The organism is Curtobacterium sp. VKM Ac-2887, from assembly GCF_015350935.1.
GTDB lineage: Bacteria > Actinomycetota > Actinomycetes > Actinomycetales > Microbacteriaceae > Curtobacterium.
The window spans coordinates 122948-138140 of sequence record NZ_JADKSB010000008.1 but is presented as its reverse complement, the minus strand read 5'-3'; the positions used below and the strand labels follow the sequence as shown (position 1 = coordinate 138140).

Here is a 15193-nt window from a genome sequence, read left to right as displayed (position 1 = left end):
CATAGGCTGTCCTGGCCTCGCGCACCTGCCGGAACCCAGAAACGAGACACTGCGTACCCGTGAAGCTCTTCATCCAGATCCCCTGCCTCAACGAGGAGAACACCCTCGCGAGCGTCCTCGACTCCATCCCACGGCAGATCGACGGCATCGACGAGATCGAGGTCCTCGTCATCAACGACGGCAGCACGGACCGCACCGTCGAGGTGGCGAAGGAGCACGGTGTGCGGCACTTCGTGCACCACACCACGAACATGGGTCTCGCCCGGTCGTTCCGCGACGGGGTGGACTACGCCCTGCTCCACGGCGCCGACATCGTCGTGAACACCGACGGCGACAACCAGTACCCCCAGGCGCAGATCGCCGAGCTCGTGCAGCCGATCCTCCGCCAGGAAGCCGAGATCGTCATCGGCGACCGCCAGACGCGCACGATCGAGCACTTCTCCGGGTTCAAGAAGCTCATGCAGCGCTTCGGCTCCTGGGTGGCGTCGCGCGCAGCCGGACTCGACCTGCCCGACGCGGCGAGCGGCTTCCGTGCGTACTCCAAGTACTCGCTCATCCGTCTGAACATCGTGACGCGCTTCAGCTACTGCATGGAGACCATCGTGCAGGCCGGGTACAAGCGTCTGGCGATCGCCTCGATCCCGATCACGACGAACCCGAAGACCCGCGAGTCGCGGCTGTTCAGCAACATCTGGCAGCACATGTTCCAGTCCGGGTCCGCCATCGCCCGCGTGTACCTGATGTACCGCCCGATGGCGCTGTTCGCCTGGGTCGCCGCGATCCTCGGTGCGCTCGGCGCCTGGCCGCTCGTCCGCTACCTGGTGCTCCTCGCCATGCACACGGGCGGGAACCACCTGCAGTCGATCATCCTCGGCGTGGTCCTGCTCATCACCGCCCTGTTGGCGGTCGTGATCGGGGTCGTCGCCGACCTGACGCGACTGAACCGCACCCTGGCCGAGGAACAGCTCGACCTGCAGAAGCTGCAGCGGTATGGCGACTGAGCGCGTGGCGGACCGCCTCGACCGACGGACCCGCTTCGCGCTCTGGCTCCGCCGTCCCCAGGGATGGGTGGAGATCGTCGCATGGGCAGCACTGGTGGCGTTCGTGGTGTTCACGATCGGGCCCGCGCTCATCGGCCACGGCACCTTCCTGAACACCGGCCTGCTCAACCGGTACACGCCGTGGGGTGAGTCCTTCGAGACCACCACGGGGTCGACCAACATCCTGACGAGCGACACGCTGGACAGCGTGTTCCCGCAGACCACGCTGCTGGTGCGGAGCGCACACGAGGGCGTGTTCGCCGCGTGGAACCCGTTCGTCGCCGGTGGCGTTGAACTCGGCGGGGTGCCGAACTCCGGCGCGTGGTCGCCGTTGTCGCTGCCGTGGTGGATCCTGCCGTTCAGCTACGCGCCGGGTGCGGTGAAGCTGCTCGAGATCGTGGCCGTCACCGTCGGCATGTCGCTCCTGCTGCGCCGGTGGAGCGTCCCACGAGCCGCCTGGCCGATCGCCTCGCTGGTCTTCGCCTCGTCTGGCTTCATGGTGGCGTGGTCGAACTGGCCGCAGACCCGCGTCGCCGCGTTCATCCCCCTGCTCTTCTGGGCCATCGACCGTGCCGCGGTCGAGCTCCGGGCGCGCGACGTCATCGGCGTCGGGGCCGTCGTGGCCTCGATGCTGCTCGGCGGCTTCCCCGCCGTGGTCGGCTACGGCCTCTTCGTCGGCGGGATCTTCTTCCTGGCCCGCACGATCGTCGCCCACCGTGCGCTGCGGGGCGTGGTCCTCAGCGGACTGATCGCCGTGGGCGGCATCGTCTTCGGCCTGCTGCTCTCGGCGTGGCAACTCCTGCCCTTCGCGATCAGCGCCTCGAACGTCGTCGACTTCGGCGGCCGTGGACAGCACGGCGGGAGCGGACTCGGGTCGCGGCCGATGGTCACGTCGTGGATCCCCGACGTCTCGTTCCTCGGCAGCTCCGGTGCCGCGTGGAGCAACCGCAACCCGGTCGAGGAGTACTCCTACATCGGCATCGCCGCGGTCGTGCTCATCGCCGCCGCGGTGCTCATCCGTCCGGCCACGAGCCAGCTGTCGGCCGACCGAGGCGTCCTCGCCCGCCGTCGCACCCGTGGTGTCCTGACGATCGTCGCCGCGATGCTGGCCTTCAGCGTCGTGCTCGTGTTCCTCGGCGGCCCGATCCTCGCCGCGGCCCGGGAACTCCCCGTCTTCGACAGCAACCCGATCGGTCGCGCCCGCGTGGTCGTCGGGTTCTTCGCAGCGGCACTCGCCGGCATCGGCTTCGGTCGCGTCGTCGAGCCGGAGACCCTGCGTGACGAACTCGCCCGCTTCCGTGCCGCGAGCCCGCTCCGCCGGACCGGCCGGATCGTCGCGATCGTCCTCGTCGTGCTGTTCACGCTGTCCATCGGGCTGCAGACGATGCTCGCGCTCGAGGCGGTCCCGACCGAGTACGTCCACCAGACCAAGGTCGAGGCCCTGACGGTCGGCATCATCGGCGCCGCCGTGGGTGTCGCCGTGCTGCTCGCCTGGTTCTTCCGGTCGCGCGTGGTCCACGTCCTGGTGGCCGTGGCGATCGCCGCGATGGTCGTCGTCCCCGCGATCTCGGCCACGCAGAAGTGGTGGCCGATCGCGTCGCTCTCGACCTTCTACCCGACGACGCCGGCGCTCGCGTACCTGCAGCAGAACGTCTCCGACCAGGAGCGCTACGCCACCACCGGCAGTGCCACGCTGCCCGGCTCGGCCACGTACTACGGGATCCGCTCGGTCACGGGGCACGCGTTCCAGACCAAGGAGTGGAAGCAGCTCATGCGGTCGCTCGACCCGGACACGTACCCCACCGCCACGTACCTGAGCTTCTCGCCCAACCTGATCCCGTCCCTCGTCGAGTCGCCGATCCTCGACCGCGTCGCGACGAAGTACCTCGTCGCCGACCCCTCGGCACCGCTCGCCGGGACCACCGAGGACGGCGACTCCCAGACGAAGTGGTCCGACCTCACCGCGGACAACCCGTCGGTCGACTCGGCGACGAACAGCGGACCGCTCAACGGCATCACGATCACCGGCCCCCCGGCGCTGACGACGTCGAAGGGCGGCATGACCATGACGGTCGCGGTGATCGCCGACGGCACCGGCAAGACGCTGGCGAAGACCGAGAGCTGGGTGCCGGCGCTCGGCGGCGGACGGAACATCGCCCTGCCCGGCTCGGACATCCCCGCGGACACGAAGTGGCACGTCCGCATCACGATCACTGGGCAGTCGAAGCTCGTGCCGATCGGCACCGACGACGACGGCCACGCGGTGATGAGCATCACCCGACCGGTCTCCGGCGACGGCGTGTCCGTCGTGCACACGGGCGACGCCACCGTCTACGAGCGTGACTCGGCGCTCGACCGGGTGCGGTGGGCGTCGGACCAGCAGGTCGTGACCACGGCCGCCGACCGGATCCGCACGCTCGCGGACCCGTCACTGCCCGACGACACGGTCGTCCTGAACCGCACGCCCGACCACACGGCCGGGGGCGGCGACGCCGCCGTCGATCTGCAGGACGGCGACACGAACGAGACCGTGGCGGACGTCGACGCGTCCGCGGGCGGCTGGCTCGTCGTGGCCGACTCGGTGCTGCGCCCCGGCTGGAGCGCCACGGTGGACGGCGAACCCAGCGACCTCGTCACGGCGGACAACGCCGGTGGCGCGGTCTGGGTGCCGAAGGGCCAGCACACCGTCCGCCTGCACTACGCGGTCCCCCGCGCAGCGATCGGCGGCCTGGTCTCCGGCGGCGCGATCCTGGTGGCCGTCGCCGCCTCGGTGCTCGTGTCCGTGTCCGTCCGGCGCCGCCGACGACGCCGACCGGCAGACCCCGGCGACGGCCCGGTCACCGGTCCCGACGGCGACGCGACGGACGGTCCCGACGACCGTTCGGCCGACACCCTAGAATCAGCAGTCGATCCAACGCCAACGGCAACGCAAAGGAACCAGACCACGTGAAGATCCTCGTCACCGGCGGAGCCGGATTCATCGGCTCGAACTTCGTCCGTCGCACCCTGCAGGACGCCTACCCCGGCCTGGAGGGCGCCGAGGTCGTCGTCTACGACGCCCTCACCTACTCCGGCAACGAGGCGAACCTCGCCCCGGTCGCGGACTCCCCCCGCTACACCTTCGTGCACGGCGACATCCGCGACGCCGCGAAGCTCGACGAGGTCGTCCCCACGGTCGACGCGATCGTGCACTTCGCCGCCGAGTCCCACGTCGACCGATCGGTCCGCGACTCCGGCATCTTCGTCGAGACGAACGTCGTCGGTACCCAGCGTCTGCTCGACGCCGCGCTCCGCCACGGCACCGAGCGCTTCGTGCACGTCTCCACCGACGAGGTCTACGGCTCCATCAGCGAGGGTTCGTGGGACGAGGAGCGCCCGCTCGAACCGAACTCGCCGTACTCGGCGTCGAAGGCCGGCAGCGACCTGCTCGCCCGCAGCTACCACCGCACCCACGGGCTGAACCTGTCGATCACGCGGTGCTCGAACAACTACGGGCCGTACCACTTCCCCGAGAAGGTCATCCCGCTGTTCGTCACGAACCTCATCGACGACGTGCACGTCCCGCTCTACGGCGAGGGCAACAACATCCGCGACTGGCTGCACGTCGACGACCACACCCGCGGCATCGCGATGGTCCTGACCCGCGGCCGCGCCGGCGAGATCTACAACATCGGTGGCGGCACCGAGCTCACCAACAAGGAGCTCACGCAGCTGCTGCTCGACGCCACCGGCAAGGACTGGTCGTACGTCGACCGCGTCGCCGACCGGCTCGGGCACGACCTGCGCTACTCGGTCGACATCTCGAAGATCCAGGCCGAGCTCGGCTACGAGCCGCAGGTCCCCTTCGAGCAGGGCCTGGCCGACGTCGTGCAGTGGTACCGCGACAACCGTTCGTGGTGGGAGCCGCTCAAGGAGCGCGCAGCGATCGCATGACCAGGTACCTCATCACCGGCGCCGCCGGCATGCTCGGCCGTGACCTCCAGGCCGCGCTCGCCGGCCGCGACGTCACGGCACGCTCGCGCGCCGAGCTCGACATCACCGACCCGGCCGCGGTGGACGCCGCCGTCGCCGGGCACGACGTCGTGATCAACTCCGCCGCGTACACGAAGGTCGACGACGCCGAGGACCACGAGGACGACGCCTTCGCCGTCAACGCGACCGGCCCGAAGCTCCTGGCCGAGGCCGCGGTCCGCCACGGTGCGAAGCTCGTCACGGTGTCGACGGACTACGTCTTCGACGGCAACGGCACCGCCCCGTACGCCGAGGACGCGCCGACCGACCCGATCAACGCCTACGGCCGCACCAAGGCCGCGGGCGAGGCGTTCGTGCGCGAGATCGCTCCGGACACGTCGTACGTCGTCCGCACCGCCTGGATCTACGGTGCGCACGGGCCGAACTTCGCCGCGACGATGCTCCGGCTGGCCGGCTCGCACGACACCGTGAGCGTCGTCACCGACCAGGTCGGTCAGCCGACGTGGACCGGCGACCTCGCCGCGCGGATCGTCGAGCTCGTCGACGGGGACGCCCCCGCTGGCGTCTACCACGGCACGAACGCCGGGCAGGGGTCGTGGTTCGACTTCACCCGCGCCATCTACTCCGAGCTCGGGCTCGACCCCGAGCGCGTCCTGCCGACGGACAGCGCGGCGTTCGTCCGTCCGGCGCCGCGCCCGGCGTACAGCGTGCTCGGACACGACGGCTGGTCGCGCGCCGGCCTCGCGCCGATGCGCGACTGGCGTGAGGCGCTGCGCGCCGCGGTGGCCGCAGGAGCGTTGACGGCGTAGGCACGGCAGTCGGCCGGGAGGCCCGGATCACGTCCGCCGCGTCGCGGACGTGATCCGGGCCTCCCGTCTCGGTCCCCTGCCGCACCCCGCCGGCGGCGCTCAGGGGCCGGCCCGCCCGCCCTGGTAGGGTCGGGCAGCCGGGCGCCGGGCCGGTCCTCGGCCCCATCACCACGACGAGGAGACCAGCACCATGACCACCCTCCACGTCCTCGTCGACCAGGTCGTCGCCCCCGTTCCGGGCGGCATCGGGCGGTACGCCGAAGAGCTCGCCCGGCACCTCGTCGCCAACGCGCCGACCGGCTGCGACGTGGCCGGGGTCGTGTCGGCGGTCGGCTCCGACGAGATGGCCCACCTGCGCACGCTGCTGCCCGGTCTGTCCGACCTGCAGCGTCTGCCGCTGGCCCGCCGTGAACTCTCGCTCGCGTGGCAGGGCGGCTTCGTCGGTGGCATCGCGAAGGGCATGGTGCACGCGCCGAGCGTCCTCGCTCCCCTGGTCAAGCACGACCGCTTCCAGGACCCGGGCCGGCAGACCGTCGTCACCGTGCACGACACCGTGCCGTGGACGAACCCCGAGACCCTGACGCCCCGCGGCGTCCACTTCCACAAGGCGATGGTGAAGCGCGCGTGGAAGCACGCCGATGCCGTCGTCGTGCCCACCCACGCGGTCGCGAGCGCGCTGAACGAGATCCACCGGTTCGACGACCGACTCCGGGTCATCGGCGGCGCCCCGAGCGGTCGGCTGCGGCTGCCCGTCGACGCCGACCTGCGCGCCGAGCGTCTCGGCCTGCCGGACCGCTACGTACTGGCCGTCGGCACGCTCGAACCGCGCAAGGCGCTCGGGTCCCTGATCGAGGCGCTCGCGCACCCCGACGCCCCCGCCGACATCCCGCTCGTCATCTCCGGCCCGGACGGCTGGGGCGACGTCGACGTGTACGGCACCGCCGAACGCGCCGGGCTCGCCCGCGACCGGGTGAAGGTGCTCGGACGGATCGACGACGCCGACCTCGCCGTCGTCTACGACCGAGCCACGGTGTTCGTGTTCCCGAGCCTCGCCGAGGGGTTCGGGCTACCCGTGATCGAGGCGATGAGCTTCGGGACCCCGGTCATCCACTCCGACGACCCCGCCGTGGCCGAAGTCGCGTCGGACGCCGGCGTGACCGTCGCACGGAGCCCGCGGGACTCCTACCCGGAACGGATCGCGCAGGCGGTCTACCAGGTGGTCAACGACCCCATGCTGGCCGGGCAGCTCGCCGTCGCCGGACCCGACCGGGCCCGCATGTATGACTGGAGCGACTCGGCCGCCGAGACCTGGCAGCTGCACGCCGACCTCTGACGCCTCGGGCGTCAGCCCTTGTAGGCGTAGGTGGCGACCCAGTCGATGCACAGGTGCCCGGTGGCGCCCCAGTTGCCCACCTGGAACATGTAGCGGTGCGCGGTCTTCGGCACGTGCTTGGTGATCTTCTTGATCACCTTGCCGTCGAGGCGGTAGCTGACGGACTTCCCCGGCACCCAGTCGATCGAGTAGGTGTGCCAGGAGCGCCACGTGACGCCGGTGCTCATGCTCGTCGCGTTGGCCTCTTGCCCGGGCGTCATCGAGTGGTGGTGCAGCATCGGCTTCTGGTCGAAGTTCGCCTCGGGGTAGTCGATCTCGCCGTCCGACCACTTGTCCGACGAGGGCCACAGCATGAAGGCCGCGCCGTTCCCGTTGCCGCCGAGGGCCTTGGCGCGGACGATGAACTTCCCGCCCTTGTGTCCCCATGCCCCGGTCGGGGTGCCGAAGGTCCCGGCGGAGCCGTGCTTGCCGTCCAGCTTCACGTCCATGTACCCGTCGTGCGCGCTGATCTGCGCGCCCGAGTAGTACATCCCCCCGGTGCCGTCCGGGTAGGGCTGCCACGACTTCGCGTAGGTCTTCGCGAACACGCCGTTGGCGGCCGCAGGGGTGTTGAAGTTCTCGCGGAAGGTGAGCTTGAACGCCCCGACGTCCGCGGTCGGTGCCGAGCTGGCGGACGCTGCGGTCCCCGACCCGAACGGTCCTGCGACGAGCACGGCGCCGAGGAGCACGACGGTGAGCGCGGCCCGCTTGGTTGCGTGTTGCTGCATGAGCTGTCACTCCCTGACGTGACGGTTCGCACCCGTTCCCGTGGGTGCCGGGTGGCCGGATCTCGACCACCCGCCGTTCACCGTAGTTGCGAAGTGCAGCCCGCGCGCGGGGTTGACAGCGCCGACGTATCCCCAGTACGCGGGGGTTGCAGAACGTTCCGTCCACGCCGAGAAAGTGCTGATCAGCACCGTGTTGCGTCCCCCGTTCTGGGGAGGAGCGCAGCAGCCTCTGGTGTGCTGCGGAGACGCCGTCTGTCGCTGCGGTCTGCTGCGGAGACGCCGTCGTGCGGGTCCCTAGAGGGAGTCGCGCAGACGCGCAGCCTTCTCCTCGACGAGTCGCTCGAGGCCGTCGGCGTAGTCGGTCAGGCGAGCTGCGACCGCGGGCTCCGAGGTGCCGATGATCCGCGCGGCGAGCAGTCCGGCGTTCGCGGCACCGTTGATGGCCATCGTCGCCACCGGGATGCCGGCCGGCATCTGCACGATCGACAGCAGCGAGTCGAGGCCGTCGAGCCGTGCGAGCTGCACGGGGACGCCGATCACGGGCAGCGTGGTCATCGACGCCACCATGCCCGGCAGGTGCGCGGCGCCACCGGCACCGGCGATCACGACGCGGATGCCACGCTCGGCGGCGCCGCGGGCGAACCGGGTCATCTTGTCGGGCGTGCGGTGCGCCGACACGACGTCCGCCTCGAACGGGATGCCGAGCTCGGCGAGGATGTCGGCCGCGGCACGCATCGTCGGCCAGTCGGAGTCCGACCCCATGATGATCGAGACGAGCGGCTGGACGGGTGCGTCGGTGTCGGTCACGCGACGAGCCTAGCCGAGCAGCACGCGGCGCCAGGCGTCGTCGTCGCGGCCGATCGTGCGCTCCTCGGTGACCCACCGGACGGCCCGGTCATCGGCCGTCCCGCGCTCGACGGCGGCGCGCACCGCATCGCGCCAGGCCCCGACGTCGTCCGGCACCGCGACGGCGCCGTGGGCTCGTGCCACGGCGTACGAAGGCCGGTCGGAGACCACCGCGGGCAGGCCGAGCGCGGTGTACTCCAGGAACTTCAGGTCGCTCTTGGCGCGGTTGAACTCCTCGTCGCGGAGGGGCGCGACGCCGGCCCGCCAACGCTCGCGGTGCGCCACGAGCCAGCGGGAGAACGCCGGGTAGTGGCCGTCCGGCACCTCCACACGGCGGAACCAGTCGGCGCCGCCCTCGTCGGTGACCCCGATGACCTCGAGCCGGATCGGTGTGCCGTCGGCGGTGGCCAGGTCGGTGAAGACGTCGCGCAGCAGTTCGAGGTCGGCCGCGTGGGTGAGCGTGCCCATGTAGAGCACCCGGTGCTCGCCGTGCGGGCGCTCGTCGTCGTCCTCGGTCGATCCGGGTGTCCAGAGTCCGGGGTCGAGGGCGTTCGGTACCACCGTGACCTCGCGCGCGACCGGACGCACGACGTCGGCGAGTTCCGGCGTGCTCACCACGACCACGTCGGCGCCGCGGACCAGTGCATCGATCGAGGCGAGGCGGTCCGGGTCGTACTCGGCCCGCGACAACCGCTCGCGTCCGGAGTCGGTGAAGAAGTCGTCGTCGACCTCTGCGACGACGCGGATCCCCCGTGCTGCGGCCACGTCGAGGAACGTCTGCACCGCGTTGCGCGGCAGGTTGTCCCGCTGGACGAGGACCGCGGTGTACGGGGTCGTGTCCGTCCCGTCGACGAACGCGCCGGGGTCGACCTGCCGGACCCCCGCGGTCCCGCTCGCGGCCAGGTGTTCGGTCCGCCGGACGACCCGCACGTGGGCGGACGCGGGGTGCGCGCCGCCGCCGCCCGCGACGACGTAGCCCAGGACCGGCAGCGGTGTGGGCACGGGCACGGCGACTCGCGGCCCGGGTGCGGTGGCGGCGGGTGCGGTGGCGGGTGCGCCCATGACGGCTCGGCGCAGTCGGCGAGCGGCCCGGCGGACGAGATCACGCGGCATGCGCCCATCATCCCGCACGGAGCGACCTCGCCACGCCGGACCGTCAGCGCCGCACCGTCAGCGCCGCACCGTCAGCGCCGCCCGACCGTCACCGTCCGGCAGGCACCCACGAGCCGGTCCGCCCCGAGCCCCACGTTCCGGGCGACCGCGCAGACCTTGTGCTTGCCCGCCGTGACGGACACCGTACCGGCGAACCCGTGCGCAGCACCGGCACCCCAGGTCCGGTCGACGTCGGCGCGCGTCCGGCCCGCTGACAACGACTGCACCCGCCGTCCGTCGACGCTGACCACCACCGAGGTCGCGGTCGTCACGGCGTCGCCGTCGAACGCCCAGCCGCGCAGGGCCACACCGCCGGACACCGCCTGCACCGACTCGAGGGAGCCGTACGGATCGTGCCGGAAGGCGCGGACGGTGGCGCACCCGAGCGTGGTGTCCGAGCCGGCGCCGATGTTGACCGCGGTCACGCAGACCCGGCGAGCGCCGGCAGCAGCGGGGACGACGGCCTCGAAGCCGTGGGTCGCCCCGACACCAGCGGCCGCGTCGACGTCGCTGCGGCGGAGTCCGGCGGTCACGGCTCCCGCGGCGACGCCGTCGACCGTGGCGCGGACCCGGACGGGCTGGGTGGGGTCGTCCTCGTCGAAGGCCCAACCCCGGACCCGGACACCACCACCGGTGCCGGCGACCACCTCGAGCGATCCCTGCGGAGCGAGGTCGGCCGCGGGGACTCCGAGGCGGGCGTTCGCGACCAGGGCCTGGGCGTAGGAGGACCACCACTTGCCCGCGGCCGGGGCGCCGTTGCAGGTGCCGTCGCTCGCGCCGGGGGTCTTCACCCACAGCAGGGCGTCGAGTGCGGTGCCGTCGGCGACGACCCGGGGCGAGGTGCCGAGTCCGGCGCCGGGACCGTTGCACCAGGTCCCGCGCCAGCCCTGTCCGTTCCGCGAGGTGTCGATCACGTAGTGCGAGCCACCGGTCGCAGCGGACACCTTCTGCGCGTAGGCCTGCTCCTGGGCGGTCGGGTAGTAGTTGGCGACGTTCGTGAAGAACCCGCGGGCCTGCTGCACGCCCGCGCTGTCCAGCCGGGCCGCCATGGTCGCCGGCGGCACCCAGTTCGAGTTGCCGGCGTCCAGGTACGCGGGCACCCCGGCGGCGGTGAGCCCGGCGACGGTGCGGGAGAGGATCCGGTAGCGCTGGTCGTCGAGCGAGGTGCTGCACTTCGCGTTGCTGAGCATCGCGAGGGAGTCCGGCTCGACGATCACGGCGGCGCGGTGCCCAGTGAGCGCGGCGGTCACCTGGTCGACCCAGGCGTCGTAGGAGGATTCCGAGAACCCGCCGGCGGAGTACCCGCCGCAGTCCCGGTCCGGGATCGCGTACAACACGAACACCGGGGTGGTGCCGGAGTCGTCGGCGCCGGTGACCGCAGCGCTGATCGTCTTGGTCAACTGGGCGCCCTGGGTCCACTCGCCGAGCCAGGTCGCGACGGGGTACCGCGCGATCGTCGAGGCTGCGGCGGCACCGGCGGGGTCCGCGGTGGCGAGCGCGGTGGCCGCCTTGGCTGCTTCGCTCGTGGGTGACCGGTACGGACCGGCACCGTACAGCGACGCAGCCGATGCGGACCGGATCGTCGGGGCGGACGTGGCAGCGGACGCGCCGCTCACCGCCAGCAGCGCGCCGGCGAGGGCGGTGAGTGCGACGGCGGTGCCGCAGACGACAGCACGGCGCGGACGGCGGCGCATGGACACACTCCTCGGACGGTCGACCCCTGACCGGTCCATGGGAACACGGGCCGCTGCCGGTCACCACCCGCCAGTGCGGGTGCCACCCGAGCGGGTGTCGGCAGTCCTGGGGACGCACCTGCGCCCTGGACGCGACCCGCAGACGGACGGGAGGCCCGTGGTGGCGTGGCCACGGGCCTCCCCCCACCGGCACGGCCGGACCACCGCTTGCGCGTCGCTCCGCTACCGGCGGCGTGGGCCCAGTCCGTCATCCGCCCGGTCGACGGACCCGGTGTCAGTCGTCGAAGTGCGCCGCCGCGGCGCGCGCCCGGTAGACGACGTCGTCGACGTCGTCGCCGATCACCGTGACGTGGCCGATCTTCCGACCGGGGCGCGGTGCCTTGCCGTAGAAGTGGTACTTCGCCTCGGGGAACGCTTCGAGCGCGGCCGGGTAGCGGGCGGCGAGGTCGCCGTCGGCCGGTCCGCCGAGCACGTTGACCATCACGGCGGCCCGGGCGAACGACCCGGTGGCACCGAGCGGCAGGTCGAGGACGGCGCGCAGGTGCTGCTCGAACTGGCTCGTCGTCGCACCGTCGATCGTCCAGTGGCCGGTGTTGTGCGGTCGCATCGCGAGTTCGTTGATGAGGATGCGCTCGTCGGCGGTCTGGAACAACTCGACGGCCAGGACCCCGGTGACCCCGAGCTCCTCGGCGATGCGGACCGCGATCGACTCCGTCACGTCGGCGATGCGTCCGGCGCTGTCGGGCGCGGGGGCGATGACCTCGGCGCAGACCCCGTCGCGCTGCACGGTCTCGACCAGCGGCCACGCGACGACCTGGCCGGAGGGGCGACGGGCGACGGACTGCGCGAGCTCGCGGGTGAACGGCACGAGCTCCTCGGCGAGCAGCGCCTGCCCGCCGCCGGCCTCGGCGACCGCGATGAACCAGTCGTCGACGTCCGAGGGGTCCGACACGACCCGGACGCCCTTGCCGTCGTAGCCACCGCGGGGCGTCTTCACGACCGCGCGGCCGCCGTGCTCGTCGAGGAACGCTCGGAGTTCGTCGGGGTCGTGCACCGCGGCCCAGTCCGGCACCGGGAGACCGAGTTCGCTGAGCTTCGAGCGCATCGTGATCTTGTCCTGCGCGACGGCCAGCGGGCCCGGGCCGGGGCGGACCGCCACACCGGCGTCGACCAGGGCGCGCAGGACGTCCTGCGGCACGTGCTCGTGGTCGAACGTGACGACGTCGACCTCGCGGGCGAACGCCAGCACGGTCTCGACGTCGTGGTAGTCGCCCTCGGCCGTGGCGGCGATCGCGGCCGACATGCCCGGCCCCTCGGCGAGCACCCGGATGTCGATCCCCAGCTCGACGGCCGCCGGCACCATCATCCGTGCCAGCTGTCCTCCGCCGATGACCCCGACGCGCAACGCCATGCTGTGTGATCCTTCCGGCGTTCACACCGACCGGGGTGAACGCGTTGTCTACAATCGCTGTTCGGGTCGCACTGTGCACGACCCGCGACAACTCTACGGATCCTGGAGGGCACGTGCGGCGCCTCATTGCCCAGCTGGCACGCTTCGGCGTGGTCGGCGCCGTCGGCTTCGTCGTCGACACCACGGTGTTCAACGTCCTGCGCATCACCGTCCTGAACCCCGACGACGTGCACTCCGGGCCGTTCTGGGCGAAGGTCATCTCGACCGTGGTCGCCATCTTCGTGAACTGGATGGGCAACCGGTACTGGACGTTCCGTGAGCAGCGCCGTGCGGTCGCGACGCGGGAGGGCGTCGAGTTCGTCGTCGTGTCGCTCGGCGGCATGGTCATCGCGCTCGCGTGCCTCGGGGTGTCCCACTACGCGATGGGACTCACCTCGGTCTTCGCCGACAACGTCGCGAACATCGTCGGCCTCGTGCTCGGCACGGTGTTCCGCTTCTGGCTCTACAAGGTGTGGGTGTACCACCCCGAACGCACCGCCACGGTGCCCGCGGCCGCCGACGTCGCACGTCAGGACGCGCTCTAGGATCGATCGGGTGACGGCCCACGAGACCACCACCCGCACCCGCGACAGCACCCCGACCACCGCGCCACCCCGCACCGCTCCCTGGGAGCGTGTGGCGATCGCGGTCGTCACCGCCACCTTCGGCCTGTGGCTCGTCGCCTGGGCGCTGGTCGTCCCGGTCTTCCAGGCTCCGGACGAGACCGCCCACATCGACGCCGCCGTGCACGTCGCACTCGGCGACGCCTGGGCCGCCCCCGGTGCGTTGCACGTCACGAACGCCGTCGAGGCCGCGAAGACCGAGCTGGCCACGAAGCCGTCCAGCCAGTGGTCGACCGTCAGCGAGCTGCTGCAGAACGCTCCCGGACCGTCCGCGACCGTGAACCAGATGACCCAGCACCCGCCGACCGCCTACCTCGCCGGTGCCGCCGTGCTCCGGGCCGTGGACTTCGGCGACCTGCGCTGGGACCGGGCGTTCATCGCGCTCCGACTCGCCGACGTCCTGGCCGTCACCGCACTCCCCCTGCTCGCGTGGGCATCCGTCCGCCGGGTGACCCGTTCCCCGCGCGCCGCGCTCGTCGGCGGGCTCGCGGTGTTCGCGACGCCCGAGCTCGCGTCCATCGGGTCATCGTTCTCGAACGACGCCCCCGTGCTGCTCGTCGCCGGCGTCGTCGTCTGGCTCGCCACCCGGCTGTTGACCGGCGACACCCGGTGGCGCACCACGATCGCCCTGGCGGCGGTCCTCGGTGCCCTGGTCTGGATCAAGGGGACTGGTCTGCCCGCGGTGCCGTTCGTCGCCGTCGTCGTGCTCTTCGCCGGTGCCGGGGTGCTGTCCCTGCGGCAACGGGTGGTGCGCACCGTCGTCGCGATGGCCGTCTCTGGGGGCATCGGCGCCTGGTGGTGGGTCCACAACTGGTTCGCCTACGGCCGGATCCAGCCGAACGGCTACGCGTCCATGCGGCCGCCGAAGGACTTCCCACCGGGCGAGCACCCGACCCTGGGACACTTCCTCGACGTCAGTTGGGGAACCCTGGCACGCACGTTCTGGGGCAGCTTCGGTGCACGGGCACAGGTGAGCATGGGCGACCTGCTCACCGCCGTCCTGACGATCATCGTCCTGGTCGTCCTGGTCGGCTGGGCGTTCCGGCGTGGCCCGGACCTGCGGGTTGCCCTGTGCCTGGCGGTGTTCCCGGCACTGCTCATCGGCATCCAGAACGAGACGAGCGCGGGCGCGTACCTCCGGACGACCGAGGTCGCCGCCACCCAGGGCCGCTACTACTTCCCCGCGATCCTGTGCCTGATCGTGCTGAGCGCTCTGGCCTGGCGTCGCCTGGTACCCGCCGGACGCGCACGCTCGTGGGTCGCGGTGGCCCTGGCCGTCCTGCTGCCCGCCGTGGGCGTGTACGGGTTCGCGGTGGCGTCGGCGTGGTTCTGGAACGCCGCCCTGTTCCCGGTGACGGGCCGCGGGCTGCTCCGCTACTCCGAGATCGGGCCGGTGCCGCCAGCGGTGCTCGTGGTCGTGGTCGCGCTGGTGGCCGTCGGCCTGGTCACGTCGGTCGTTCAGGTCGCCCGCGCCGACCGTCGGGTGGCCGTGCCCGCGTCGTGACCT

The 15193-nt window shown here is 71.8% G+C and carries 12 protein-coding genes; 7 read left to right on the top strand and 5 right to left on the bottom strand.

The annotated features are described in order from the left end of the window. Positions 1-59 precede the first annotated feature (59 nt). The 5 genes from ITJ69_RS11210 to ITJ69_RS11190 all read left to right on the top strand — a co-directional run bounded on the left by ITJ69_RS11210 (position 60) and on the right by ITJ69_RS11190 (position 7154). A complete protein-coding gene (locus tag ITJ69_RS11210; protein WP_138803750.1) occupies positions 60-1001 on the top strand; it encodes a glycosyltransferase family 2 protein in 942 nt (313 codons plus the stop codon). After that, entirely contained in the window at positions 991-3990 is a 3000-nt protein-coding gene (locus tag ITJ69_RS11205; RefSeq protein WP_194672786.1) for a hypothetical protein, read from the top strand. Before ITJ69_RS11210 ends, ITJ69_RS11205 begins: the two co-directional genes overlap by 11 nt. Next, positions 3987-4973, top strand: a complete 987-nt coding sequence (gene rfbB, locus ITJ69_RS11200) for a dTDP-glucose 4,6-dehydratase (RefSeq protein ID WP_159573664.1) — start codon at positions 3987-3989, stop codon at positions 4971-4973. Before ITJ69_RS11205 ends, rfbB begins: the two co-directional genes overlap by 4 nt. Then, a complete protein-coding gene (gene rfbD, locus ITJ69_RS11195; protein ID WP_159573665.1) occupies positions 4970-5821 on the top strand; it encodes a dTDP-4-dehydrorhamnose reductase in 852 nt (283 codons plus the stop codon). Before rfbB ends, rfbD begins: the two co-directional genes overlap by 4 nt. Before the next feature lie 190 nt (positions 5822-6011). Next, positions 6012-7154: a glycosyltransferase family 4 protein gene (locus tag ITJ69_RS11190; RefSeq protein WP_159573666.1), complete on the top strand. Its 1143-nt coding sequence runs from the start codon at positions 6012-6014 to the stop codon at positions 7152-7154. 11 nt (positions 7155-7165) lie between these two features. Here the strand turns inward: ITJ69_RS11190 and ITJ69_RS11185 are convergent, their stop codons facing one another. From ITJ69_RS11185 to ITJ69_RS11165, 5 genes are all read right to left on the bottom strand, one after another. Continuing rightward, a complete protein-coding gene (locus ITJ69_RS11185) occupies positions 7166-7921 on the bottom strand; it encodes a glycoside hydrolase family 16 protein (RefSeq protein ID WP_159573667.1) in 756 nt (251 codons plus the stop codon). 294 nt (positions 7922-8215) lie between these two features. Continuing rightward, complete coding sequence (gene purE / locus ITJ69_RS11180) at positions 8216-8683, bottom strand: 5-(carboxyamino)imidazole ribonucleotide mutase (protein WP_228505476.1); 468 nt, start codon at positions 8681-8683, stop codon at positions 8216-8218. A 54-nt stretch (positions 8684-8737) separates the two neighbouring features. Then, positions 8738-9880, bottom strand: coding sequence for a hypothetical protein (locus ITJ69_RS11175; RefSeq protein WP_159573669.1), 1143 nt, complete (start codon positions 9878-9880; stop codon positions 8738-8740). 71 nt (positions 9881-9951) lie between these two features. Further along, on the bottom strand, positions 9952-11613 hold the full coding sequence (locus ITJ69_RS20480; protein WP_200849241.1) for a glycoside hydrolase family 6 protein: 1662 nt from the start codon (positions 11611-11613) through the stop codon (positions 9952-9954). 274 nt (positions 11614-11887) lie between these two features. Continuing rightward, positions 11888-13024: a 5-(carboxyamino)imidazole ribonucleotide synthase gene (locus ITJ69_RS11165; protein WP_159573670.1), complete on the bottom strand. Its 1137-nt coding sequence runs from the start codon at positions 13022-13024 to the stop codon at positions 11888-11890. 113 nt (positions 13025-13137) lie between these two features. On the opposite strand from ITJ69_RS11165, the gene ITJ69_RS11160 reads away from it, so the two are divergent. Together ITJ69_RS11160 and ITJ69_RS11155 are read left to right on the top strand one after the other, a co-directional pair. Beyond that, positions 13138-13608 (top strand): GtrA family protein, encoded by a 471-nt coding sequence (locus ITJ69_RS11160; protein ID WP_159573671.1) that lies wholly within the window; start codon positions 13138-13140, stop codon positions 13606-13608. Between the two features lie 10 nt (positions 13609-13618). Then, positions 13619-15190, top strand: coding sequence for a DUF2142 domain-containing protein (locus tag ITJ69_RS11155; RefSeq protein ID WP_159573672.1), 1572 nt, complete (start codon positions 13619-13621; stop codon positions 15188-15190). Positions 15191-15193: the final 3 nt, after the last annotated feature.

Bases quoted from the DNA above. Each gene is read 5' to 3' on its own strand.
- ITJ69_RS11205 (WP_194672786.1), top strand. From the start codon at position 991: ATGGCGACTGAGCGCGTGGCGGACCGCCTCGACCGACGGACCCGCTTC.
- rfbD (WP_159573665.1), top strand. From the start codon at position 4,970: ATGACCAGGTACCTCATCACCGGCGCCGCCGGCATGCTCGGCCGTGAC.
- ITJ69_RS11190 (WP_159573666.1), top strand. From the start codon at position 6,012: ATGACCACCCTCCACGTCCTCGTCGACCAGGTCGTCGCCCCCGTTCCG.
- ITJ69_RS11185 (WP_159573667.1), bottom strand. From the start codon at position 7,921: ATGCAGCAACACGCAACCAAGCGGGCCGCGCTCACCGTCGTGCTCCTC.
- purE (WP_228505476.1), bottom strand. From the start codon at position 8,683: ATGGGGTCGGACTCCGACTGGCCGACGATGCGTGCCGCGGCCGACATC.
- ITJ69_RS11175 (WP_159573669.1), bottom strand. From the start codon at position 9,880: ATGCCGCGTGATCTCGTCCGCCGGGCCGCTCGCCGACTGCGCCGAGCC.
- ITJ69_RS20480 (WP_200849241.1), bottom strand. From the start codon at position 11,613: ATGCGCCGCCGTCCGCGCCGTGCTGTCGTCTGCGGCACCGCCGTCGCA.
- ITJ69_RS11165 (WP_159573670.1), bottom strand. From the start codon at position 13,024: ATGGCGTTGCGCGTCGGGGTCATCGGCGGAGGACAGCTGGCACGGATG.